Origin of the sequence: Sphingobacterium sp. xlx-96, assembly GCF_011007365.1 — a bacterium.
Classification (GTDB): Bacteria; Bacteroidota; Bacteroidia; order Sphingobacteriales; family Sphingobacteriaceae; genus Sphingobacterium; species Sphingobacterium luzhongxinii.
In genome coordinates this window covers 416,670-440,537 of sequence record NZ_WFKM01000003.1, presented here as the reverse complement: position 1 = coordinate 440,537, position 23,868 = coordinate 416,670, and the positions used below count along the sequence as shown (strand labels likewise).

The window sequence follows — 23,868 nt, the reverse complement described above, 5'->3', positions numbered from 1 at the left end:
GAAATGAATATATTTCAATATACCAATAGTTTCGTCAAAGGTGCTATCCTATTCTTGATAAGTTTTTTTTCGATACTTTTTAATACAGCGCAAGCGCAGTTTACCATCACGGAAAATTTTAAAGGGCAAGTAGGGGCAGATATAATTATTGGAGGAGATGCGGCTCTTACTTCTGGAGTCGGCGATCCAATAGGAGCAGGTTGGTTGCGCTTGACACCTGGTGGGGTAGCTAATCAGCGAGGATATGCTTATATCAATAGGACATTTCCTTCTACCCTCGGAGTTGTTATTGATTTTGAGTATAAGCTATGGAGGAAAGTAAATAATAACGAATTTACTGCTGGTGATGGTTTTTCAATTTTTCTTTTTGACGGCCAGTATGGACCTTCTAATTTTAAACCAGGAGGTTACGGAGGGGCATTAAACTATGCGCCACTAGTTGGAGGAAGCCCATGGGATATTCCGGGATTAACTGGGGGGTATATTGGTTTAGGGTTTGACTCTTTTGGAAACTATGGGAATGAAGTAGAGGGACGATTCGGAAGTATAGAACCTGATGAAGCTAATGGTTCCGCCTCCTCCTATAGACCAAACTCAATAATTTTGAGAGGTCCTACTACAAGTAATAGAACATCTGAGATTATCAATGGGATTCAACCTACAAATAGATATTTAAGCGGAAAGAAATTAGGTTCAAGATCTTCTAATGCGAATACTACTAGAGATCAGTCTGAGGTTCACTATTTCCCTTTAATTCAACAACGTCCTACTGATAAGGAGTTTTATAGAAGGGTGCAGATTGAGATAAATCCAATAGTAATAGGTCAGAGCTATCGGATTACTGCGCGTTGGGCAAAGTCTCCAACAGGACCGTTTGAGCCATTGTTTGAGAGTGTGACAAACGATATACCTCCAGCTTTACTCAAGTTGGGTTTTGGAGCGGCAACAGGCGGTGCTAGACAGTATCATGAAATAAGAAATTTAGTCGTTACTACGCCGGGAAATTTACGTGTTACTAAAATGGCTAATAAAGATATTTTAAGAGCTAATAATGGGGCTGAAAGCGATATTGCCTATACTATCGAAGTCAATAACGATACCGATGCGGCGCTTACGAATGTAGTTTTTAAGGACCGTATTACAGATGGGGCTGGTAACTTGGTTACGCCAGAAATGTTTACTATTACGAGTATTTCGCACCCAGGAATAAAGCCTAGTCCAGATAATCCAAATGAACTTATAGGCTCTTTAAATATTGCGGCTAAGTCTGTTGAACGGATTACAGTGAAGGGAAAGCTTTTAAAGGTTCCTGTAGGAAATATTTTGGTTAATACTGCAACCGCACTACCTACAGATATAAGGGATGACGACTTAGAAAATAATACAAGTACGGTATCTACGCCTGTTATTGCAGAGGGGGTTGACTTGATCGTCTCGAACAAAGTGACAGAAGCTTGTTTGAGTCCTGCAGGTAATACATTTACGGTTACCATAGCGAATATGGGAAGTAGTGGCATTAATTATGGGGGGGCATTTGTGCCAAGAAGTAATGACAATAACCCAAGATCTTATACAACGAATCGTTTAGAGCTTTCGGAGATTGTTCCACCAGGAGCAACGATTATGTCGTCTACAGTTCCAGACGGATGGGAATTGGTAGATACCAAAACTAATACACCAAAGGTGGGTTATACCACTTACATTTATCAAACGAAGTTTACTCATCCTACTTCTGGAAGTACAACTCCCAGTTCTAATACGCTTGCATCAGGAAGTACTTTACCTGCCTTTACTTTCAAGTTAAAAGGTAATACTTCTTATACAAATGAGGTGCAGGTTAGGTTGGTTCAGGAAAATGGTACTTTGACTTATAATAGGCAGGATCGTACATGGACTATTAAGAAAAATAATAATGAAACCTCTACTCTAGAACCTGAGGAAAACAGAGGGAATAATTCCGCTAGTGCGTCTGTCTTAATTACTCCTCCTGTACCAACGTTGACACAAAATACTTTCTACTACTGTCAGGGCGAGGAAGCAATGCCGTTGCAAATATTGCCTACGAATCCAAACTACAAAGTCGTATGGTACTCCAGCGTAGGTGGTGTGCCGTTGAACAATGTGCCGACACCGATAACAACTAGGGTAGGAACAACATCATATTTTGTTTCACAAACGAACAGTTCTTGTGAGAGTGCAGCGGTAGAGATCCAGATCGTGGTTTTACCTCCGCCTACAGCAGGAACAATATCTGGAGATAGAGAAATTTGTATCGGCACAGCAGCAAGTACGATAAGCTCAACAGAGGATGCTACAGCACCGAACTGGCCAGATAAAACAACAATCACTTACCGTTGGGAAAAACTCGCTCCTACAGCTGGATCGAGCTGGACAACAATCCAAGGAGCTACAGCGGCAAATTATACCCCAGCAGCTGAAACTACTGTAGGTGTATGGAAATACCGCCGTGTGGCTATACCGGTATTTGCAGGAAAGGAAAGTGCTTGTCGACCAGAAGCGATATCCAAAGAAGTGTCAATCACCGTAAAGAACTGTCTAATAATAAGTAATCCAATGCTCCGCAGTAAAGCAAAAAAATAAAAGCTACCATGAAGAAATTATTTTTTCTATATATATGTTTATTGCTTTCGTGGGGAGAGCTATACGCCCAACAACAAGGGGAGGGAAGCTTCCTGTCCGACAATGGACGCAATATATTGACCGAAAACCAATTTGATGCTATCTATGCCGAGTCGTTATTCATTGGTCCGCAGGCAGAATGGATTATCGATGGACAGATCGACCTCTATGTAAAGAATATCTGGATAGCGCCTACAGCGAAGATTTCGGGATCGGGAGTGATCAATATACACAATCCGCGCAAAAATCCTTTCTACGATAATTGGAAAGATCAACCAACCTATATCGATGCCAACAACGGAAACTATATCGATGTGCGTATCGTGTTGATGAATGATAACGGGTTACATCTAAAGGATATATCCGGTAGGGACTACCAAGACAATTCTTATCCGGCCGAAGAAAAGGCAGCAGCCCTTAAGCTATCTAAAGCGATAGACCTTCGTGTCAACGGGGCAAATGTGTTTCTAAACGGGAATGATTTTGAACTGGACGTAAATGCACAAATTTTAAATTATAGCACGCAACGTTTGGTCGTTACGGGTAACTCGGTATCGGGGCACTTGATCAAAAATTTCAGTGACCGTAATTCTTCCTTCGTATTCCCTGTGGGTAAAGAAGAACTGGATTATACTCCTGCACGGTTAACGCCTTCGGTGAATAAAAGTAAAGTCTATGTTTCGGTGACGGATTACCTGGCTTCAGGAATGCAGTTTAAAAATGAGACAATTGGTATGGATCGTGTGTGGAGTATCTACGCGGATAAGGGAATGAAAATGGATTATACATTAATCCATAATGTTTCCTCTAATGGAGTGGCGTATGTCGATCCTGAGGCCCAGATCGTCCAAGATGCGGATGGCGGTAATTGGATCGGTAACGTGACTATATTCAACGAGGAATCTGGGCCAGGTGGCGTTGCGCAGTCGATGCATACGCGTAAAGATATTGAAACCCGTACTGCAAAAACGCTATCGGGAACTTGGTTTACAAAATTTGCAAATGCACCTCCCAAAGCAGTGGATGATTATGTGACACTCGAATTTGGTAAGGAGAAAGAAATCAATGTATTGGAAAATGATTTGCCTGGTTCTGCTGCTATCGTGACAAATAGCGTAACTGTGGTGCTGCCTCCTGCAAATGGAACGGTAAGAGTCATCAATGGAGTGATCATCTATACGCCGAATCCTGGTTTTATAGGCACGGATGAGTTTGAATATGAGATAACCGATGAAAATGGATTAACAGCGAAGGCTCGTGTATTTGTTACGGTAGCACCACGAGAACTGTTCATTCCAAATGTCTTTACACCAAATGGAGATGATAAAAACGAAACGTTTGAGATTGTTGGTATCGAAGCATACGATCGAATCGAGCTTATTGTCGTAAATAGATGGGGTAATGAAGTCTACAAAAACTCAAACTACAAGAATGAGTGGAATGGACAAGGATTAAATGAAGGCACTTACTTCTACATCATAACAGCTGCTAAAAGCAATGATGTGCGGGTGTTTAAGGGAAATGTTTTGATTAAGAAATAATGAAAAAGATACTTTCACTTTTAGGGTTTAACCTGGTATTTGCTTTACAAACATTTGCGCAGCAGAATATACAGTTTACCCAGTATATATTCAACTCACTGTCCGTCAACCCGGCTTATGCGGGGTATAAAGAGGAGTGGTTTGGGCAGGTGGGCTTAAGGAGCCAATGGTCGGGATGGACCGGGGCTCCAAAGACTGGAACGATCTCTATCGATGGTGTCATGGATCCCGAGAGTCGCCGCCATGGAGTCGGGCTTCAGGTAACGGGCGATCAGCTTGGAGCGCAAGGAGCGACAAGTATATATGCTAACTATGCCTTACGTCTGCAATTGGATAGGGCTGATGAGCATCGCTTGAGCTTGGGAGTAGCTGGAGGTGTTACACAGTACAGTCTGGATGGTAATAAGCTCGAGTATGTGGATGATGGAGACGGATTTATTCCTCCTGGTAAAATAACCACCTGGAAGCCAGATGTCCGATTAGGAGTTTATTACAACAATAGTAAGTGGTACGCTGGGGTTGCTGTTCAGGATTTATTTGCAGGGAGTAATAGTGGTGTGGATTTTCAATTTAATCAAAACTCGCTGGAGAGCCTTTATCGTAAGGTACACGGGTATTTTATTGCGGGGGCATTGTTTGAGTTAGATCCTGGGCTTTTGCTACGTCCAAGTGTGTTGATTAAGGAAGATTTTAAAGGACCAACGTCTTTGGATGTGAATGCCATGTTTATCTTTAACGATAAGTTTTGGATTGGTGGTGGCTATCGTACGCGGGCTCGGATCTTTGATCGGAAATACAATCAGGTATCCGTGAATAAATTGAGTTCTACGAATTCGCTGAGTGGAGTAGCCCAATTCTATGTAAGTCCAAAACTACGGATAGGTTATTCCTATGACCATATGCTTAACCGTATGAGTGGACTGCAGAATGGTACACACGAGCTTACTTTTGGAATCACGTTTGGTGGACAGTTACGGAAACAGATTTTAAGTCCTCGTTATTTTTAATCACAATCAATTCAAATTATGAAGTTTCTTATAAATAGATATTTTGTACAGTGTAGCATTCTGTGCTTGTTGTTTTCAATGATCTCAGTGGTTTCAAAAGGACAGGAGCGTCCCAGCCGTCGATCATCGGCCGAGCAGTTGTATAACAGCATGGAGTATGCAAGAGCGGCTAGCACATTGGAAAGACTTGTTGACGTTAAGAGGCCGCGAACGATAGATATGGAGCGACTGGCCAATAGCTATTTTTATATCAATCAATATGAAATGGCCGAAAATTGGTATGCACGTGTGGTAGCGCAAAAGGACGCATCTAAAGAGGCCCGGTTGCGCTATGCGGATGTGCTAAAGCAGCAAGGTAAGTACGCAGAAGCCAAAGAACAGTATCTGCGATATATAGCATCATATGGTGATCAGGATATATTACATCGTGCTGTATTGGGCGCCGACTCTGCTATAGCTTGGATGAAAACACCTACAAAACACCAGTTGTATAACGAGAAGAATATCAATACAGCTCTTGCAGAATTTGCTTTGATCCCGACGAGTGGGGGAGTGCTTTATGCCGGTGAGCCAAATAGTCTTTTGGATGCAAAAAGTGGTATGACAGGACAGGCATATCTGAGGATCTATTCTGCAGAACAACAAAAAGATGGTAGCCTAAACTATCCAAATATCCTGTCTGGTGCTTTTAATCATTCGCAATATCATGTTGGGCCTGTATCTACTAATGCAGCCGAAGATGTGCTGTACGTTACGAGAACATACACGGGTAAAGATACTGAAAGGTTTAAGGCGGTAGGTTCTAAATGGAAAAAGCATAATTTGGAATTAAAGATCTTCAAGAAGTCGGGTGATCAATGGTTAGAAGAAGATTTCCCTTACAATAATGTGCAACAGTATTCTTTAGGGCACGCGGTACTAAGTGCAGATGAAAAGAAGCTGTACTATGCCTCGGATATGCCTGGAGGATTAGGTGGTGTCGATATTTGGTTTAGTGAGCTACAGGTAGATGGTCGCTGGGGAAGTCCAAAGAATGCGGGAAGTGATATTAATACGAAAGGTGACGAAATGTTTCCGTCCGTGTTTGGGAACACCTTATATTTTTCAAGTAATGGCCTTGTGGGGATGGGAGGACTTGATATTTTTAAAGTAAAGATAAAGAATGGTCAATTTTCTACTCCTATCAATTTAGGATATCCAATCAATTCGTCTTCAGATGATTTTGCATTTGTTGAAGCGTTTGCAGATCTACAGGGTTCGAGAGGCTACCTTTCTTCTAATCGATCTGGAGGTATAGGGTCAGATGATATTTATTCTTATACCTATGTAACGCCAAAAATAACCATCATCTTGGAGGGGATAACTAAGGATAAATCCACAGGAGCTATTCTTACAGGTACGACAGTGAGTCTTCGGGAAGAAGGAGGACGTATTGTGTCCAAAGATATCACGAATGGAGAAGGGCTTGTGCGTTTTGAGGTAGCAGCAAATACCAAGTTTAGAATGTTAGGAGAGAAATCAGGCTATTTGTCAGATTCATTAGCTATCACAGGAATTCAAGCGACAAGAGACACCGTAGTTAGATATACACTATTGCTGCAGCCGGTGTTTACAAAGGGAACAAAATTTGTCCTTGAAAACATCTACTACGATTTTGATAAGCATAATATTAGACCAGATGCTGCCAAAATATTGGATAAGTTGGTAGCTACACTTAGAGATAATCCGACATTACGCATTGAATTATCGAGTCATACGGATAGCCGTGGGGCAGATTCTTACAATATGAAGTTGTCGCAGCGTCGGGCGCAGTCAGCGGTGGATTATATTGTAAGTAGAGGTATTGCGCGGGATAGACTGGTGGCCAAAGGATACGGTGAAACACGTTTGGTAAATAGATGCAGTAATGGTGTGCAGTGTAGTTCGGCTGAGCATCAGGCAAACCGAAGAACGGAGATTGAGGTCTTAGATTACTAAGATAATGTTGTGTTAAGTTTGTGGATTTGATATTTACAATAAGTTATCAATAGAGGTGTCAAAATACAGTAAGAATATTAAAGAGGGGGCAGTTCGCGATATTTTGGAAGGGCGACTGTTACTTGATGAAGCGATGATCAAATATGGAATATTGTCTCCTGTAACAATAAAGAAGTGGCTACGTGAAGCTCTGGGAAAAGCCGAGAAGGTAGCGGCGGAATAGCGCTATTCTTAAAAATTATCTTTTGGTTAAAAAGCGTATCATTTGTATGATACGCTTTTTTTTGAATTATACGTTTTTCTACCTTAGCTATCGTGTAATCATCATTACATCTACCGTGACTGTTTATGCAGTCAACTATGAAAAAGTCCATTTTTGAAGACGTACCATACCTATGGCGTCTTGAATGTTCTATTTTCTTATTTAACAATTTGATAACGAAGTAACTCTAATTAATGGAGCATCTGTGCTATTGGTGTTTTTAGTCGATTGATGGGGTTGTGTTGTTGTATTGTTGATTTTCTGGTGCATGTTATGTATTGGTTTGCCAAACTGCTTTATTTCTAGGATTAGGAGATTATGAATATTAAAAACTTTACATTAACCGGTGTTTTTGTTTCACTAGTAACGATCGCCGCTGCCCAAGAGCGGCTTTCCGATGGAACTGACAAGAGTGGTCTGACAATAAATCAAAATGCAATTTTAGAGCTAGCTAGTAGAAACAAGGGGCTTTTGCATACTAGGATAGCGTTGGAAATGACGACAAAGGCGGCTCCGATGCAAGACCATGTTGCGGGACTTATGGTATTTAATACAGAGATGCGTAATGATGTTGTTCCTGGGATTTATTACAATGACGGAACGAAATGGGTGCTCGCATCTAGTGGTAAAGCAACAAGTATTTCATATGATCCAAGCACTTACGAAATTTCTTTTATCGATATAAATGGTAATCCCGTTACGCTGAATTTTAAAAATATAGTAAAGGGCAATGAAACGGTAACAAGCCTGATTGATAACGGGGACGGAACTTATGTTTATACTTCTGAAGCTGGATTGCAGACTACAATCAATGTGACAGGAGATGTCTCTAATAAGTTTGAACAGATCATCAAAAATGAGAATGTCAAAAATGAAATCGTTTCGTTGATTAAGAGTGTAGGCGGGAATATTTATTACGATGGTAATAACTTTACTTATCTTACTAAAGAAGGTGATACGAAGACGATTTCTATTAAGGAAATCGTGAGCGCCCACGAAACGTTGACTGTACTGGGTTACGATAAGCCCACGAATCAGCTGACGTATAAAGATGAGAAAGGTGTAGCGAATACTGTTGATCTGGGTACGGGATCGCTTACCTATGATGCGGCAGAGAATAGGTTGACCTATACCGATGCGACGGGCACGCCCAAAGAATTGATCCTGAATACGACGAACCTTCGTTACGATACGGAGCGTAATGCTTTGCATTACACAAATACGAAGGGCTTGACGGAGAGTATCGGTTTGTCCGCGCTGGTAACGAGCAATGAAACGTTGACTGTACTGGGTTACGATAAGCCCACGAATCAGCTGACGTATAAAGATGAGAAAGGTGTAGCGAATACTGTTGATCTGGGTACGGGATCGCTTACCTATGATGCGGCAGAGAATAGGTTGACCTATACCGATGCGACGGGCACGCCCAAAGAATTGATCCTGAATACGACGAACCTTCGTTACGATACGGAGCGTAATGCTTTGCATTACACAAATACGAAGGGCTTGACGGAGAGTATCGGTTTGTCCGCGCTGGTAACGAGCAATGAAACGTTGACTGTACTGGGTTACGATAAGCCCACGAATCAGCTGACGTATAAAGATGAGAAAGGTGTAGCGAATACTGTTGATCTGGGTACGGGATCGCTTACCTATGATGCGGCAGAGAATAGGTTGACCTATACCGATGCGACGGGCACTCCCAAAGAATTGATCCTGAATACGACGAACCTTCGTTACGATACGGAGCGTAATGCTTTGCATTACACAAATACGAAGGGCTTGACAGAGAGTATCGGTTTGTCCGCGCTGGTAACGAGCAATGAAACGTTGACATCATTGGATCAAGATGCAACAGGATTGCAATATAAGGATGAGAAAGGAGTGGTTCATAAAGCGAAGATCGTCAGCGCAAATACAGCGAATATCATTAAAGTTGATGGTGACTTTGGAGCATTGCTGATTGCAGAAGATATTCATGCAAATCAAGAAAAGACAACAGTATCTGGAGGAAAAGGCACGGTAGTTACATTGGAAGAAAACAATAATACTAAGAACTACAAGGTTGAGGTTACGGATGATCTGATCAAAATATTGAAATCGGCAATGCCTAAGTTTTTTTATATGCCATCCATGGTGATGCCGACTTCCAAAGATCAGATTTCAGATCCGACGATTATGGAAGAGAACGCGGGAGTATTTACAATAAAGCTATACAACAGTTACACCAAGCAATTTAATCTTACAGATGCCTCATCAAGCGCAGTCAATGCGGGCAGGGCAACTAAACTTCCGGTTTTGCCAGCAAACCAGCTCGATTATTATGTGACTTTCTACGATAAGACCGTCTTCGAGGGGGTCAGCATATCGAACGAGGGAGATCTGAGCTATAGGATTAAGCAGGATGCAGATATTACCATCGGTTCATTTATGAATATTGTGTTCGCAGTGAGACCTTAATGAGGATGAAAATGACGAATAGAAGTTTCTTGTTGTGTATGATTCTTATCTTTTCTTCTTCCGCAGAGGTGGTAAGAGCTCAATGTTACGAAAACTCCACTGTTAAAGCGGCGTTTGCAACTGGTGGCACGAGTCCCAATAAAGAAAAGGTGCTTTGGCTGAATTGGGGGGGGCAAGGAGATGCCAATTCCCCCTATGGAAAAACAGACGAAGCATTGGCAATAGGAGCCGTCTCAAGAGCTTCCATCGACCTGGGAGAAGGTAAATATCTTTGTATAGAGGCAAAGATTATATCTATTGAAAATGTTTCAGGAAATGATGCCGACGAAAGAGCAATCCAGTCCTATATTCCAGGAACATATACGGGGGATGGTGTTACCTCTGGAGACTTTTTAGATATTCTCTATAATATAGGTGGCGGACGAACCGGAGATAATGAGAGCCAGAATAAAATGGTTTCTGGTATCAGGAATACAAAATCTGGTGGTGGTGCGAAAATAACAATCAGCTGTAAAGCCAAGATTGGTGATATACCGATTCGTTTGCCTGGGATGGTGGTGGCAGATGCTGAGTCACTAGCGGGCTATATGAATAGCAACGGAGACCCAAATAGGGAATATATCTATGCTGAAGCATACGGATCTTGGCATGTGGTAGAGGTGCAAAAGAATTCCAAAGAGGCTGCATATAATATCCGAAAGGAGATTAACTCCAATGGAACACAAACCATTAAATTTTTAGGAGGTAACGATAAGAAAACGGGGGCAGTTGCTTTCTTGGCTTTTAGCGAACAGGCTTATAATAAGTCTGGAACAATTCCGGATCTAGGGGTATCCTTCACGGCTACGTTAAAAGGAGGCGGTTTGACTGCATTGGCCTTAGGATTGCTTAATCCTGCTGCTGACTTGGGAGATGCACCGGCATCTTATGGAAGTCCCATACATTTGTTGCAGAACCTAACTTTCTCGGAAGATAATATTAGTCCAGTACTAGCAGGAGCAGAAAACAAAGAAAAGGTTAAAGCGACAGTAAATATCAACACTGATGAATATCGCGCAGGTGAGCTTAAGCTAACAAAAGGGAGCTATTTGGGGACAGCTCCTCCAGATGAAGATAGTGGGGCCATGTTTTCTAAAGATGCCCTTGGAGACGATAATAGTCCTACGACAAGTCTTTTGTTGAATGAGGAGGACGCATGGCCCGAAGAGTACAAGCGGTTTTCCTACAAACAATATTACATGCCAGGAAATAAGATTAGCGCAAGAATACCTTATAAGGGAGCTAAGGCGGGAAGTAGGATCGCCGGTTGGATTGATTTTGATCTGAACGGGAAATTTGATGATAGTGAGCGAGCAATGGCAGACATTGGTAATGATGGAGACGGTGTGGCAGAGCTAAATTGGGTTGTGCCCGCACTCCGCAGACCTTATAGTACTTATGTCCGTTTACGTTATTTTGATGTTTCTGAACAAGAGACTACGAGTCCTGTTGACAATGTAAACTTTGGAGAAGTAGAGGATCATCGCATTTATATTCTAGGTCCATCTGTCGTCAATCCTACCATTCCTAGCAAAATAAAAAGATAGATATGAAGAAGTTAGTTTTTCTCTGTTCCAGCCTTTTATTTGTGCTTAATTTATATGGCCAACAAGGTGCGGGGAGTTCGCTTTATAGTAATGGGAATACTATTTTAACATCAAATCAATTCAAGGCTATATATACAGAATCGTTATTTATCGGAGAAAATGCGGAGTGGCGAATCGATGGTCAAATTGATCTATATGTAAAGAATATTTGGATTGCACCAACAGCTAAGGTATCGGGACAAGGCGTTATTAATATACACAGTCCGGAGAAAAACCCATTCTACAATAATTGGGGAGCACAGCCCACGCGTATCGATGCAAATGGGGGAAACGCTGTCGATATTGACTTGGTCGTATTAAATAATAAAGGATTACAACTAGCAAATATTGCGGAATCACCTGAAATACGAAAACCTGTTACAGTGACCGAACAACGCGCTGGTCTAAGATTGAGTAGAGGGATAGATCTGGCCGTTGACGGAGCACATATTTTTCTTGATGGTAACGATTTGGAACTCGGAGAAGAAGCCTCGATACGTAATTATAACCATAAGCGATTTGTCGTCACCAATAATCCGCTTGCAGGGCACTTGATTAAAGCGTTCGGAAATCGACGTTCTGCTTTCCTGTTTCCTGTAGGTAAGCAAATTGGCGATTATACCCCAGCTAGCTTGACGCCTTCTTTGAAAAGAAATAAAGTTTATGTTGCTGTTACCGATTATCTAGCATCTGGGCTAAAATTTAAAGACAAAGAGATTGGAATGGACCGGGTTTGGAATATTTTTTCTGATAAGCCGATGATCATGGATTATACGTTGATACATCAAGTATCTTCAAACGGAGTAGCTTTTGTAGATCCCGAGGCGCAGATCATGCAGGATGCCGAAGGGGGAAACTGGATAGGCAATGTTACGAACCTTGAGAGTTTAGACAGAAACGCGACTCATACAAGAAAAGATGTAGAGACTAAATCATCGAAAACACTCTCCGGTACTTGGTTTACAAAAATCGCAACCGCACCTCCTCAGGCTAAGCTGGATCATGCGATAATTGTTTTTGGACAATCCAGAGTTGTTCAAGTGTTGGATAACGACAAACCGGGTTCATCACCGATCTTGGCGAATAGTATCGAGATTATAGAGCCACCTCAACATGCCAGGGCATATGTAGAAAATGGTGCTATAGTCTGTGTGGGCAATGATGATTATTTGGGTAATGACGTATTGGAGTATAAAATTACAGATAAAAATGGCCTTACGGCTACAGCAAAGGTATATATGAAAATCATACCTAGGGATCTATATATACCAAATGTGTTTACGCCCAATAGTGATGGCAAGAACGATAATTATGTGATTTTGGGACTAGAGGCTTACGATCGTGTCGAATTAATTATTGTAGACAGATTTGGGAAGGAGTTATTTAGAGCGGATAGCTATACAAATGAATGGACTGGAGAGGGATTAAAAGAGGGGACTTATTTCTACAATGTGACAGCATTTAAGGGAGGTGACTCACGGTTGTACAAAGGAAGTGTATTGCTAAAAAGGGAGTAGGGAAAAGTGTCTATTTTTCTAAAGTAAACAGGCGCTTTTGGATAAAACTTTCATGGTTCCTTTGGATCACCAACATACATGAAAGTTCTTGATGTTCATTGAATACGGACACTTTCAGAAAAAAATAGCTAGGTTTGCAGTATGGAAAAGGGCAAGCTTTATTTAATACCAGTTCCTTTGGCTGAAGGTGCCGAAAGATCATCATATACGCTATTGCATCAAGATGTGATCGCAAAAGTGCACGAATATGTGGTCGAAAATGAAAAGACTGCCCGGAAGTTTTTAAAGACGGCAGGATTGACTATTCCCCAAAGTGAACTCATAATCCATGATTTTGGTAAGCACGCTCGGGAAAAAATTGATTATAACCTCATGTTTGCTAATGTTCTTAAAGGCAAAGATATAGGGTTGATGTCCGAAGCGGGCTGTCCAGGTGTGGCCGATCCAGGTGCAGAAGTGGTGCAGGAAGCACATAAACGTAATATACAGGTCGTTCCGTTGGTAGGTCCCAGTGCTATTCTGTTGGCCTTAATGGCTTCGGGGTTTAATGGGCAGAAGTTTACTTTTCAGGGTTATCTACCTATTGATAAGGGAGAACGGAGTAAAAAAGTAAAAGACTTGGAGGCACAGAGTCTTCGCGAAAAAGTAACCCAGATATTTATTGAAACGCCATTTCGTAACAATCAGCTTTTGGCAGAACTGTTGAAAGTATGCAAACCTAGTACGAGGATTTGTGTTGCGGCAAACTTAACGGGATCAGAGGAAATGATATATAGTATGTCTGTAGCAGATTGGAAACAGCGGTCTATAGAGCTACACAAGATACCCGCTATATTTTTATTATTTGCCTAACTCTTTTTATCTTTAAAAATAAATTAAACACGTTTTGTGCTCGCTTCAGATTGACTGAAGGGGGGTAGGAAGCGGTGAAAAAATAATAAATGGAAGAACTCTTACAAAATCCTGATTTTCAAAAACTCGTTCCTTATTTGGTGGTAGCATTCTTTATCCAGTTGTTTGTCTGGATTCTGTTTGCAAATACGATACGGACGACTTTAAATTTGATTAAAAAAGAAAACAGGTGCCTATTGCCAAGCCAAGCCTGGTTTGTTGCCTTGCCCTTCTTTAATATTTATTGGAATTTTGTGGTTGTTCGCAGACTTACCGACTCCCTCAATAATGAGTTTTATGATCGGCAGGTCGCTGTAGAAGAAGACCCCACACAGAAGCAGGGGTATATGTATGCAGGAGGCTATATGGTTAGTAATATTCCACTACCGGCCTTTGTCGGATTTATGGCTTCCATTATTGCCTTTGTAGGTTTTGTGTTGTATTGGTTTAAAATATATGAGTATAAAAAGCTATTAAAGCAGCCTTTTGAATATCGGGATGATACTAAAACCGATGATGAAGATTTTCAGAAGGAAGAAAATCTATAAATGCGAATCGTATGAAGCTAAAAGAAATAACACAATATCTTGAACAGATAGCTCCTCTCTCTTATCAAGAATCGTATGACAATTCTGGTCTAATTGTCGGGCATCCGGATGACGAGGTTAATAAGGCATTGATAGCACTAGATTGTACAGAGGAAGTTGTCGATGAGGCAATGGCCAAAGGGTGTAACCTGATTATTTCACATCACCCCATTGTTTTTAAAGGACTGAAAAAATTCAATAATAAGAATTATGTAGAGCGAACGGTGATAAAAGCAATAAAAAATAACATTGCACTGTATGCTATACATACAAATCTGGATAATGTAACTGGCGGTGTCAGTTCCAAAATAGCGGACAAATTGGGCTTAATAGACCAAGCTATACTAAGTCCGAAATCGGGGTTGCTGAAAAAACTAGTTGTGTATGTCCCTCGAGTTCATGTCGAACAGGTTCGTCAAGCACTATTTGAAGCAGGTGCCGGTAGCATAGGCGACTACGACCAATGCAGCTATAATACTGCAGGATATGGTACGTTCAGGCCTTTAGATGGAGCGAAACCTGCCATAGGGGAAGTCGGTGTGCAAGAGCGGGTAGAAGAGACTAAGATTGAAGTTGTTTTTCCAGCGCCAGCAGAACGTGGTATCGTGGTCGCCATGTTGGCAGTACACCCTTACGAAGAGGTCGCCTATCACATCGTAGCGTTGGAAAATAATCTACAGCAAGTGGGATCTGGAGTAATTGGTAACTTATCTGAGCCTATAGCAACAGCAGACATTCTGCCCTATTTGAAAGATCGACTAAAACTAAATGTAATTCGCCATACCAAACTGTTGAGCCAGCCGATTGAGCGTATAGCGGTTTGTGGTGGTGCAGGTGGGTTTCTGTTAAATGAGGCTAAGCGATCAGGAGCTGATCTTTTTGTCACTGCAGATTATAAATATCATGAATTTTTTGACGCTGAGGGAGATCTAATAATTGCGGATATCGGGCATTTCGAATCCGAACAATTTACGCAAGAATTATTGTTGGAGATTATTCAGAAAAAATTTGTTAACTTTGCTGTTCTATTGACAGAAATAGATACAAATCCTATAAAATACTACAGTTAATGGAACAAACCGTAGAACAAAAATTACAAGCATTGTGGGCATTGCAATCGATCCACACAAAGATAGATAAGATTCGTCAAGTACGTGGCGAGCTACCTATAGAGGTTGCCGACTTGGAGGATGAATTGGCTGGGTTAGAAACGCGTCTTGAAAAGATCCGTATTGACCTAGACGACTTAGAGGATTCAATTGTAAAACGTAAAAATATGATTAAAGATGCACAGTCTGCAATCAAAAAATACGAAGGTCAATTGAATGAGGTTAAGAACAATCGTGAGTATGATGCGATATCCAAAGAGATTGAGATTCAAGGCCTAGAAATTCAAGTTTGTGAAAAACGTATCAAAGAAGCTGAGTTTGAAATTAAAAATAAAACAGAAGCTTACGAAAAGACAAAAGGGAATTTAGATTACTCTAAAGGAGAACTTGATGTTAAAAAACAAGAATTAGAAACAATCACATCGGAGACGCAGATTGAAGAAGAAGCGTTGGTGAAGAAAGCGGATACCGCTGCTGGTAAGAACGAAGAGCGCCTTTTGAAGGTTTACAATAAACTTCGCAGCTCTTACCGTAACGGATTGGCTGTAGTTTCTATCGAACGTGATAGTTGTTCTGGATGTCATAATAAGATTCCTGCGCAGTTGCAATCAGAGATTCGTCAACGCAAGAAAATTATCATCTGCGAGCACTGTGGACGTATTATCGTTGACGAAGAGATCGCATCTGAAGATTAATCGTGGTCAATTACAAGACAATATTAGAGGCTGTTCATTTTGGACAGCCTTTTTTTTGTTTATTTCATATGTGTATAATTATTTCATGGGGCTGCCTTTTCAACGGCCCCAGTTTGATTTTCATCTGTCATCCGCCAGCTGGGCAGACTCTAGAGAAGTGTTTCTGATAGAGAGGTATTTTACATCTTATTGCAACAACTTGGATATAACTCTTTTTCTTCCTATAAAATCAAATATCTTTGTCGTTCAATAACCTTGAAAATATCTTTATGTTAAAAAAAGTCTCTAATTTACTGAGCGTAGTCCTGGCTGTCGGTAGCCTGTCTGCGGCTCATGCTCAACAGGAAACATTGCTGTTGCGTAATCCCAGCATTAGCAAGACACATGTCACATTTGTCTATGGTGGGGATATTTGGATTGCCGATAAAAGCGGGCAGAATCCACGTCGACTAACCACCAATCCTGGAGTCGAAATGAACCCCATGTTTTCTCCTGATGGTAAGCAAATTGCTTTTACAGGTAATTATGACGGAAATACAGATGTATATACTATTCCTGTAGAAGGTGGTGAGCCAAAGCGTATCACGTTTCACCCGACAGTGGATTTGGTGAGGGGATGGTTGAATAACAATGAAGTGTATTTTCAGGCAACACGTGAGTTTCAGTACTCACTGGGGTCTCGATTATACAAAACAGGAATTGCCGCAGAGAACTCTACGCCGTTGATGATGCCTGAAGCATATCAAGGAACACCGTCTGATGATGGTCGGTACTGGGCATATATCAAAAACGCTGATCCGACAGAGCGGGATCGTGTGGCCTTCAAGCGTTATCGTGGAGGAGGTATGCCGTCTATATGGATCTTCGATACCAAAACTAAAAATACAGAAGTGATCCCAGGTGAAAACTGTAATGATGTAAGGCCGGTATGGTTGGGGTCGAAAATTTACTTCTTATCCGATAGAGATAAGATTGTAAATATCTATAGCTACGACACCAAATCGAAAAAGGTAGAGAAGCTTACAAATTACAATGATTACGATGTTCGTACCTTGCAGGGTGTGGGCAAAGAACTTACATTCGAGTATGCTGGAAGAATCCATATTCTTGATTTAGGATCAAATAAGGTGAATGCGTTGAATATCGCCGTAACAGCAGATCCTATGTTCAAGAGATCAAAGTATGTAGATCTCAGAGATGATATCCGCAACTTTGATATTTCTCCTACAGGACAACGTGCATTGTTTGAGAGCCGAGGTGAAATTGTTTCAGTTCCTAAGGAAAAAGGCGATGCAAGAAATATTTCTAATTCCGTTGGTAGTCATGAACGATTCCCTTCTTGGTCTCCAAATGGAAAATGGGTTTCCTATCTTTCGGACAAAAGCGGTAAGTATCAGCTTGTCCTCCGTGACCAAAAGGCCGTAGATGAACCGACTTATATCAACTTAGGTACTGGTTTATTCTTTTTTGAACCCACATGGTCGCCAGATAGTAAAAAGCTATTCTTCAATGATGCCCATTTAAATCTATATTATGTCGATATCGTTACAAAGAATGTGGTGTTGGTAGATTCTGATAAATTGGCTTCTATTACCGGGCGTACACGTAACCATTTTGAACCATCTTGGTCGTTTGATTCCAATTGGATTTCTTACGTAAAGAGTCTTAACAATGGTGTCCGCGCTGTATTTATGTATAACTTGAAGACCAAACAGACACATCAGATTACAGATGGTATGAGTGCCGCTGCACAACCTACTTTTAGTAAGGATGGGAAATATCTTTTCTTTACCGCAAGTACGAATACAGGGCTGACGAACTCTGGTCTACATATGTCTGCCTACGAGCGCAATCCACAGTATAATGTCTATGCATTTATCTTATCCAAAAAAACACCGTCATTACTTAAAAACGAGAGTGATGAGGAAACAGTAAAAGAAGATAAAGTAGAAGAACCTAAAAAAGAAGAGAAGGTCGCTGATAAGAAAGATAAGAAAAAACCAGAAACTAAAAAAGAGTCAAAGCCGGCCGCAAAACCGGTAGAGAAGAAGTTGGAAGTAGATTTTGGTGATATTAATAATCGTATTGTGGCTTTACCGCTTCCGGCCAACTTCTACAGATTGGATGGCAGTGTCGAAAATACGCTGACCTACCAGAGGGGAGGTACTATTGGGGCTTTCGATCTCTCCAAAATGGAGGATAAAGCCCTTGTAGAGAATGCGCGGGGATTCCGTATCAGTGCAGATGGCAAAAAGATGATGTACACAACCGGCAGGGATTATTTTATCGTTGCAGCGGGGCAAAAGCCAGCGCCAGGTTCAGGAAAGGTTAATATCGATAACTTTAAATTCGAAGTAGATCCTGCTGCCGAATGGAAGCAAGTATTCAATGAGGTGTGGTCGATGCAGAAAGAGTTTTTCTACGTAGAAAATATGCACGGCGCAAATTGGGATGCTGTAAAGGTGAAATACGAGAAATTTTTACCTTACGTCAATCACCGTTCAGATTTAGGATACCTATTGAATGAGATGATGGGCGAGTTGGTCGTGGGGCACGCATATATTTACCCCGGAGATCAGCCATCATCACCATCCGTGAGTACAGGAGCATTAGGTGCCGACTTAGAGCAAGTAGATGGATACTATAAGATCAACAAAATCTTCACCCGTTTAGATTGGAATCCTTCCTTTAAGGCACCATTGGCCGAGCCTGGATTAAATATTAAAGAGGGGAACTATATTGTCGCAGTAGATGGGGTAAAGCTTACGTCGGCTGTAAGTATATACAAGCTATTGGAAAATAGAGTAGGCAAACAAGTTGTTTTGAAAATCAACACGAAGCCTTCTTTTGACGGCGCTAAAGAGGTTATCGTGAGACCTATTTCATTTGCGAATGAGATTGAATTGCGCCGTATGGATTGGGTCGAAACGAATCGTAAAAAAGTAGACCAATTAAGTAATGGGCAGATTGCCTACGTCTACATGCCGAACACGGGCCAAGAGGGGTATACTAATTTTAATAGATATTATTTCTCACAGATGGACAAAAAGGCACTTTTGTTGGACGAGCGTAACAACGGAGGCGGTTCTGTTGCAGATTACGTCATTGATTTATTGTCTAGAGAGCTTATCGCTGGCTGGGGTATACGTGATGGAAGATCATTTACAACACCTGGAAATGGTATTTATGGACCAAAGGCAATGATCATTAATGAAAATGCAGGTTCTGGAGGAGACATGATGCCTTATATGTTCCGTTTCAAAGGATTAGGTAAGCTTGTCGGTCGTACGACAATGGGGATATTGGTTGGTATTTCGGGCTATCCGCCACTATTGGACGGTGGTAGCATTACCTCTCCCAATTTTGGAGTATACGATCTGAAGGGTAACTATATTATCGAAAATGAAGGTGTTGCACCTGATGTTTTTGTCGAACAAATGCCAAAGGATCTATTGGAAGGAAGAGATCCTCAGTTAGAGAGAACAGTTAAGATTCTTCTAGATGAGATCAAGACTTATCCATATCAAGAAGTCAAAAAGCCAGCGGATCCAAACCGTGCTAATTAAAAGTTATAAAAGGGGGCCTAGCCCCCTTTTCTTATTCTAAATAATAAGTAACTTTAGCCCATGAATCAATATGTTGGTAAACCCAATGGACCATGGAGCTCTTTCGTGATTTTATTGGGACTTACACTAGGATGTAGTGTTGTTGTCCAGTTATTAGTGCTTATCCTTGGTGTCTTTTCAAATGGGTGGGGGGGAGAAATATTAGACAGTGGAGGAGATTTATCTTCTTTTGCTGATCGCCCTTTTTTTTTATACGCCCTATTGGTTTCCAGTTCTTTCGGAACCTTTTTATTACCTGCCCTTGTGTTGCAGAGACTTGAACCCTATTTTAATTATTTTCCCACTGAGAATAAAAGGGTCTGGTTGCCATATGTTGTTGCTGCTGCGTTGTTATTTGCTTTTGGTCCTATCATGCAATTAATTGGCGAAGCAAACATGACGATGACATTACCTGAGAGTTGGAATAAAATAGAAGTGTGGATGCGAACGCAGGAAGATAGCATGGCTGTATTGACAGAGCGGATAGTTATGGTCGATAGTTGGGAGTTCCTAGTTGCCAATATCATTGTCATGGCGGCGATGCCTGCTATCGCAGAAGAATATTATTTCCGTGGATCCTTGATGCATATGATCCAGCGATTGACAAAAAACTATCACCTTACCGTATGGGTGTCAGCTCTTGTTTTCAGCGCTATACATGTACAGTTTTTTGGTTTTTTTCCGCGTATGCTCTTAGGTGTATTTTTTGGATATATGTTTGTTTGGACGCAGAATATCTGGATTCCTATATTGGCACATTTTGTTAATAATGCCACTGTTGCTGTAATAGCCTTTGTTTATACACGACAAGGGAAGACATATGCCGATTTGCAAACATACGAGAGCTATACAATATTTGTGTATATTGGCAGCTTGATGCTAACAATATTGTTGGGCGTATGGTTTTATAAAATTTCAAAAAATAAAGAAGTATAATGGAGAAGGGTTGGAAAAAGATTAAGATATACAGTAGTGCTATCGAAGCAGAGATCGTGAAGCAGATGCTGGTGGAAAATGAAATACCGTCTGTCGCGATGAATAAGCAGGATTCTTCTTATTTGTTCGGCAGGATAGAACTGTATGTCCATGAGGACTTGGAGGAGCAAGCATTGAAGTTAATTGAAGCTGGTGAAGGAGCTAATACAGTAGGAGACGATGTTAACTAGAGCAATTACAGGTTTCTTTTTTATAGCAGTATTGATTGGAGCCCATCTATTAGGGCAAGCTGTTTTTGTATGTTTTTTTTCCTTGATCGGACTTTGGTGTCTATTTGAATTTTACGGTATAGTCCGTAGAGAAGAAGTAAAACCGATGGTGGTATTAGGTCTTCTTGCTATGGCAATCTTGGCCGGCCTTGTAGGTTTGCATTGCATAGGGTTGATCCCTTTTATCAAAGTTTGGTTATTTGTTCCTTTTTTCTCGGCATTGTTTATTGCCGCTTTGTTCCAAAAGCGTTTATTTCCATTTAATGATATTGCATATACCTTGTTAGGGATTATTTATGCAGGGATCCCATTTTTGTTTTTTGTGGCATTGGGCTTTGTGAAAGGAACTTTTAACTATTATATTCCTCTTGGTTTCTTGTTGATCCTTTGGTCTAATGATACAGGTGCTTACCTTGCTGGTCGAAGCTTTGGTAAGCGTAAGTTGTTTGAGCGGATATCTCCTAATAAAACCTGGGAAGGTTTTATCGGTGGAGTTGTATTTGCTATGGCTATTGCCTTCAACCTGGAGCAGTATTTTGGCTCCTTAGCTAAATGGGAGTGGGCATTTATGGCGTTGATTATAGGTGTATTCGGCACGTTAGGTGACTTGGTAGAGTCTATGTTAAAGCGTAGTTTGGGGGTAAAGGATTCGGGTAATATTTTGCCGGGACATGGTGGGTTTTTAGATCGTTTCGATGGTCTGTTGATGGCTGCTCCTTTGGTGTTTTTGTTTCTGTTAATGATACAATAGTTATGAAATATCCATGTAGCAGAACTGCACAAAAACGTGCATAATATACTTTGGATATTCCATATGACCATTAAAAGTCAAACCGAGCTTGCGAGCTCGTCTAAGATAATTATCTACATATGAATATTTCAGCAACAACAATCGATTTTCTTTCGGGACTTAAAGCAAATAATTCAAGAGAGTGGTTTCAGGAACATAAAGATCATTACGATGAGGCTTTGCAGAATGTAAAGTTATTCATCGAAGCAATGATTGCCGAGTTGTCAAAGTTCGATCCATTGATCAATACGGATATTAAAGCAGCTAAATGTATGTTTAGGATTTATAGAGATGTACGTTTTTCTAAAGATAAATCTCCTTATAAGTCTTGGCTTGCAGCCGGTATCTCTATAGATGGCAGGAAGCTTGAGGGCCCGGAGTACTACATTCATATTGAACCTCAGAATTCGTTTATAGCTGCTGGATATTGGCGCCCTAAAAAGGAACATCTTGATGCGATCCGACAAGAGATTGATTATAATTATAAAGCGCTGGAGGAGGCGTTGCAAAATGGCCAATGGAAGATTTCTGATCTTTCCCAAGAAGACAAGCTTAGTAGACCTCCCGCAGGATATTCGTCAGAAGATCCGAATATTGAAGTTCTCAAGCTGAAAAGCTTTATCATCCATCAATCACTAGCAAATGAGGATCTCACCCAAGCAGATGCTCTACAGCAGGTTATAGGGTTTTGCAAAAGAATTTATCCCCTTAAGAAATTCATTCAAGAAGCAATCGATGTAGAGCTTTAGTAGGGGAAACTAACTTTACCCATGCATACAGCGGGCGAGTCTTTTAGCCAAGAAACATGATCGGGGCTTCCTGCAACAGTTTCATTTGCCAATATGGCAAACAGACAGGCTTCTTTGGCATCAGGATTCATTTCTATCTCATCCATTGAAGCGACTTTTACAGTCTGCAATTCGGTACGGATATTTTTCATCAAAAGAGGATTATGTATGCCTCCGCCACTTACATATACGGCGATATTATCTAGGCCTGTGGACACCTTCCTAATTCCTTGAACGATAGCTTTGGCAGAGAACATATTGAGTGTAGCCATGATGTCTTCGTGAGACAGCTTGTCTAAATTTGCTTCCTCTATTTTTCTTTGGAGATAGCTGAGGTTGAAGAGTTCTGGACCTGTTGTCTTTGGAAAAGCTAGATCTAAGAAATCTTCTTTTAACAAATGAAGAAGTAGCCTGTCATTGACCTTTCCTGACTGCGCCTTCATCGCGTTTGCATCCATTTCTACACCGAAGTTTTTAAACATATATTGATTCATCATCGTATTTCCAGGACCGAGGTCGCTTGCAAATCCTTGGCTCGATGAACCTTTGTTGGGAAGGAAAGTGAAATTCGAAATGCCTCCGATATTGAGTAATATTCGAGTTTCAGTTGTATCAGTGAATAAAAGGAAATCACCATAGGCTGCTAAAGGAGCTCCTTCTCCTCCTGCCGCAATATGTTTCTGTCGGAAGTCGGATAAGGTAATGATTCCGGTGTGAACAGCTATGTGGTCCCCGTCTCCGATCTGAAGTGTGCTGTTTGGGAGATTATAGTCCTTCGTTAGTATTTGAGGAGCATGATATACAGTTTGTCCATGACTGGCTATCAGATCAACTTCCATTGTATCAATTCCCCACTGGGTTAACGCTTGATTGATAAGTTTCGAGTGCGTAATCGCCACATAAGGGTTGATGCCGCAGAGATCTTGTTGGTTTATTTCAGTCTTTGCAAAGATCTTTCGGATATATGTTCTGAACTGGTCTTCATAAGGTAATGTTTCAAAATGAAGAATATCCAATTCAGTGTCAAAGCCACTCCCTCGAATTTTGCAGAGTGCAATATCGAGACCATCTAAAGAGGTTCCAGACATAAGACCAATGATTAACCGACTTTCCTTTCGGCTTATTTCGTAAAGCTTTGCAATTTGGCTGTTCATATTCTAAAAATACAT

The 23,868-nt window shown here is 41.0% G+C and carries 18 protein-coding genes; 17 read left to right on the top strand and 1 reads right to left on the bottom strand.

The window, feature by feature from the left end:
• The first annotated feature begins 3 nt into the window (after positions 1-3).
• From G7B20_RS07620 to G7B20_RS07540, 17 genes are all read left to right on the top strand, one after another.
• Positions 4-2,601 carry a hypothetical protein gene (locus G7B20_RS07620; RefSeq protein WP_164109871.1) on the top strand — a complete coding sequence of 866 codons (2,598 nt, stop codon included), beginning with the start codon at positions 4-6 and terminating at the stop codon, positions 2,599-2,601.
• An 8-nt stretch (positions 2,602-2,609) separates the two neighbouring features.
• A complete protein-coding gene (locus tag G7B20_RS07615) occupies positions 2,610-4,181 on the top strand; it encodes a gliding motility-associated C-terminal domain-containing protein (RefSeq protein ID WP_164109869.1) in 1,572 nt (523 codons plus the stop codon).
• On the top strand, positions 4,181-5,188 hold the full coding sequence (locus G7B20_RS07610; protein WP_164109866.1) for a type IX secretion system membrane protein PorP/SprF: 1,008 nt from the start codon (positions 4,181-4,183) through the stop codon (positions 5,186-5,188). Before G7B20_RS07615 ends, G7B20_RS07610 begins: the two co-directional genes overlap by 1 nt.
• Positions 5,189-5,206: 18 nt before the next feature.
• Entirely contained in the window at positions 5,207-7,165 is a 1,959-nt protein-coding gene (locus tag G7B20_RS07605) for an OmpA family protein (RefSeq protein WP_164109864.1), read from the top strand.
• A gap of 55 nt (positions 7,166-7,220) precedes the next feature.
• Positions 7,221-7,388, top strand: a complete 168-nt coding sequence (locus tag G7B20_RS07600) for a hypothetical protein (protein WP_164109862.1) — start codon at positions 7,221-7,223, stop codon at positions 7,386-7,388.
• A 357-nt stretch (positions 7,389-7,745) separates the two neighbouring features.
• Positions 7,746-9,887 (top strand): hypothetical protein, encoded by a 2,142-nt coding sequence (locus G7B20_RS07595; RefSeq protein ID WP_164109859.1) that lies wholly within the window; start codon positions 7,746-7,748, stop codon positions 9,885-9,887.
• Between the two features lie 11 nt (positions 9,888-9,898).
• Entirely contained in the window at positions 9,899-11,473 is a 1,575-nt protein-coding gene (locus tag G7B20_RS07590) for a CshA/CshB family fibrillar adhesin-related protein (protein WP_164109857.1), read from the top strand.
• A gap of 2 nt (positions 11,474-11,475) precedes the next feature.
• Positions 11,476-13,029, top strand: coding sequence for a gliding motility-associated C-terminal domain-containing protein (locus G7B20_RS07585; RefSeq protein WP_164109855.1), 1,554 nt, complete (start codon positions 11,476-11,478; stop codon positions 13,027-13,029).
• Positions 13,030-13,170: 141 nt separating this feature from the next.
• Complete coding sequence (locus G7B20_RS07580; RefSeq protein WP_164109854.1) at positions 13,171-13,881, top strand: SAM-dependent methyltransferase; 711 nt, start codon at positions 13,171-13,173, stop codon at positions 13,879-13,881.
• 89 nt (positions 13,882-13,970) lie between these two features.
• Positions 13,971-14,468: a hypothetical protein gene (locus G7B20_RS07575; protein ID WP_205600187.1), complete on the top strand. Its 498-nt coding sequence runs from the start codon at positions 13,971-13,973 to the stop codon at positions 14,466-14,468.
• Positions 14,469-14,479: 11 nt separating this feature from the next.
• Positions 14,480-15,577 (top strand): Nif3-like dinuclear metal center hexameric protein, encoded by a 1,098-nt coding sequence (locus G7B20_RS07570; protein ID WP_164109852.1) that lies wholly within the window; start codon positions 14,480-14,482, stop codon positions 15,575-15,577.
• Positions 15,577-16,311, top strand: a complete 735-nt coding sequence (locus G7B20_RS07565; protein WP_079645454.1) for a zinc ribbon domain-containing protein — start codon at positions 15,577-15,579, stop codon at positions 16,309-16,311. Before G7B20_RS07570 ends, G7B20_RS07565 begins: the two co-directional genes overlap by 1 nt.
• 269 nt (positions 16,312-16,580) lie before the next feature.
• Positions 16,581-19,877 carry a S41 family peptidase gene (locus G7B20_RS07560; RefSeq protein ID WP_164109850.1) on the top strand — a complete coding sequence of 1,099 codons (3,297 nt, stop codon included), beginning with the start codon at positions 16,581-16,583 and terminating at the stop codon, positions 19,875-19,877.
• Between the two features lie 60 nt (positions 19,878-19,937).
• On the top strand, positions 19,938-20,852 hold the full coding sequence (locus tag G7B20_RS07555; RefSeq protein ID WP_164109848.1) for a CPBP family intramembrane glutamic endopeptidase: 915 nt from the start codon (positions 19,938-19,940) through the stop codon (positions 20,850-20,852).
• Positions 20,852-21,082, top strand: coding sequence for a putative signal transducing protein (locus tag G7B20_RS07550; RefSeq protein ID WP_164109846.1), 231 nt, complete (start codon positions 20,852-20,854; stop codon positions 21,080-21,082). The genes G7B20_RS07555 and G7B20_RS07550 overlap by 1 nt, the downstream gene beginning before the upstream one ends.
• Entirely contained in the window at positions 21,072-21,872 is an 801-nt protein-coding gene (locus G7B20_RS07545) for a phosphatidate cytidylyltransferase (protein ID WP_164109843.1), read from the top strand. The genes G7B20_RS07550 and G7B20_RS07545 overlap by 11 nt, the downstream gene beginning before the upstream one ends.
• Positions 21,873-21,991: 119 nt before the next feature.
• Positions 21,992-22,660, top strand: coding sequence for a DUF2461 domain-containing protein (locus G7B20_RS07540; protein ID WP_164109841.1), 669 nt, complete (start codon positions 21,992-21,994; stop codon positions 22,658-22,660).
• On the opposite strand, the gene G7B20_RS07535 is transcribed toward G7B20_RS07540, so the two are convergent.
• Complete coding sequence (locus G7B20_RS07535) at positions 22,657-23,853, bottom strand: anhydro-N-acetylmuramic acid kinase (RefSeq protein ID WP_164109839.1); 1,197 nt, start codon at positions 23,851-23,853, stop codon at positions 22,657-22,659. The two genes, G7B20_RS07540 and G7B20_RS07535, sit on opposite strands and share 4 nt — an antisense overlap.
• Positions 23,854-23,868: the final 15 nt, after the last annotated feature.

Bases quoted from the DNA above. Each gene is read 5' to 3' on its own strand.
- G7B20_RS07545 (WP_164109843.1), top strand. From the start codon at position 21,072: ATGTTAACTAGAGCAATTACAGGTTTCTTTTTTATAGCAGTATTGATT.
- G7B20_RS07580 (WP_164109854.1), top strand. From the start codon at position 13,171: ATGGAAAAGGGCAAGCTTTATTTAATACCAGTTCCTTTGGCTGAAGGT.
- G7B20_RS07555 (WP_164109848.1), top strand. From the start codon at position 19,938: ATGAATCAATATGTTGGTAAACCCAATGGACCATGGAGCTCTTTCGTG.
- G7B20_RS07565 (WP_079645454.1), top strand. From the start codon at position 15,577: ATGGAACAAACCGTAGAACAAAAATTACAAGCATTGTGGGCATTGCAA.
- G7B20_RS07550 (WP_164109846.1), top strand. From the start codon at position 20,852: ATGGAGAAGGGTTGGAAAAAGATTAAGATATACAGTAGTGCTATCGAA.
- G7B20_RS07570 (WP_164109852.1), top strand. From the start codon at position 14,480: ATGAAGCTAAAAGAAATAACACAATATCTTGAACAGATAGCTCCTCTC.
- G7B20_RS07540 (WP_164109841.1), top strand. From the start codon at position 21,992: ATGAATATTTCAGCAACAACAATCGATTTTCTTTCGGGACTTAAAGCA.
- G7B20_RS07615 (WP_164109869.1), top strand. From the start codon at position 2,610: ATGAAGAAATTATTTTTTCTATATATATGTTTATTGCTTTCGTGGGGA.
- G7B20_RS07605 (WP_164109864.1), top strand. From the start codon at position 5,207: ATGAAGTTTCTTATAAATAGATATTTTGTACAGTGTAGCATTCTGTGC.
- G7B20_RS07595 (WP_164109859.1), top strand. From the start codon at position 7,746: ATGAATATTAAAAACTTTACATTAACCGGTGTTTTTGTTTCACTAGTA.
- G7B20_RS07620 (WP_164109871.1), top strand. From the start codon at position 4: ATGAATATATTTCAATATACCAATAGTTTCGTCAAAGGTGCTATCCTA.
- G7B20_RS07610 (WP_164109866.1), top strand. From the start codon at position 4,181: ATGAAAAAGATACTTTCACTTTTAGGGTTTAACCTGGTATTTGCTTTA.
- G7B20_RS07585 (WP_164109855.1), top strand. From the start codon at position 11,476: ATGAAGAAGTTAGTTTTTCTCTGTTCCAGCCTTTTATTTGTGCTTAAT.
- G7B20_RS07560 (WP_164109850.1), top strand. From the start codon at position 16,581: ATGTTAAAAAAAGTCTCTAATTTACTGAGCGTAGTCCTGGCTGTCGGT.
- G7B20_RS07590 (WP_164109857.1), top strand. From the start codon at position 9,899: ATGACGAATAGAAGTTTCTTGTTGTGTATGATTCTTATCTTTTCTTCT.
- G7B20_RS07535 (WP_164109839.1), bottom strand. From the start codon at position 23,853: ATGAACAGCCAAATTGCAAAGCTTTACGAAATAAGCCGAAAGGAAAGT.
- G7B20_RS07575 (WP_205600187.1), top strand. From the start codon at position 13,971: ATGGAAGAACTCTTACAAAATCCTGATTTTCAAAAACTCGTTCCTTAT.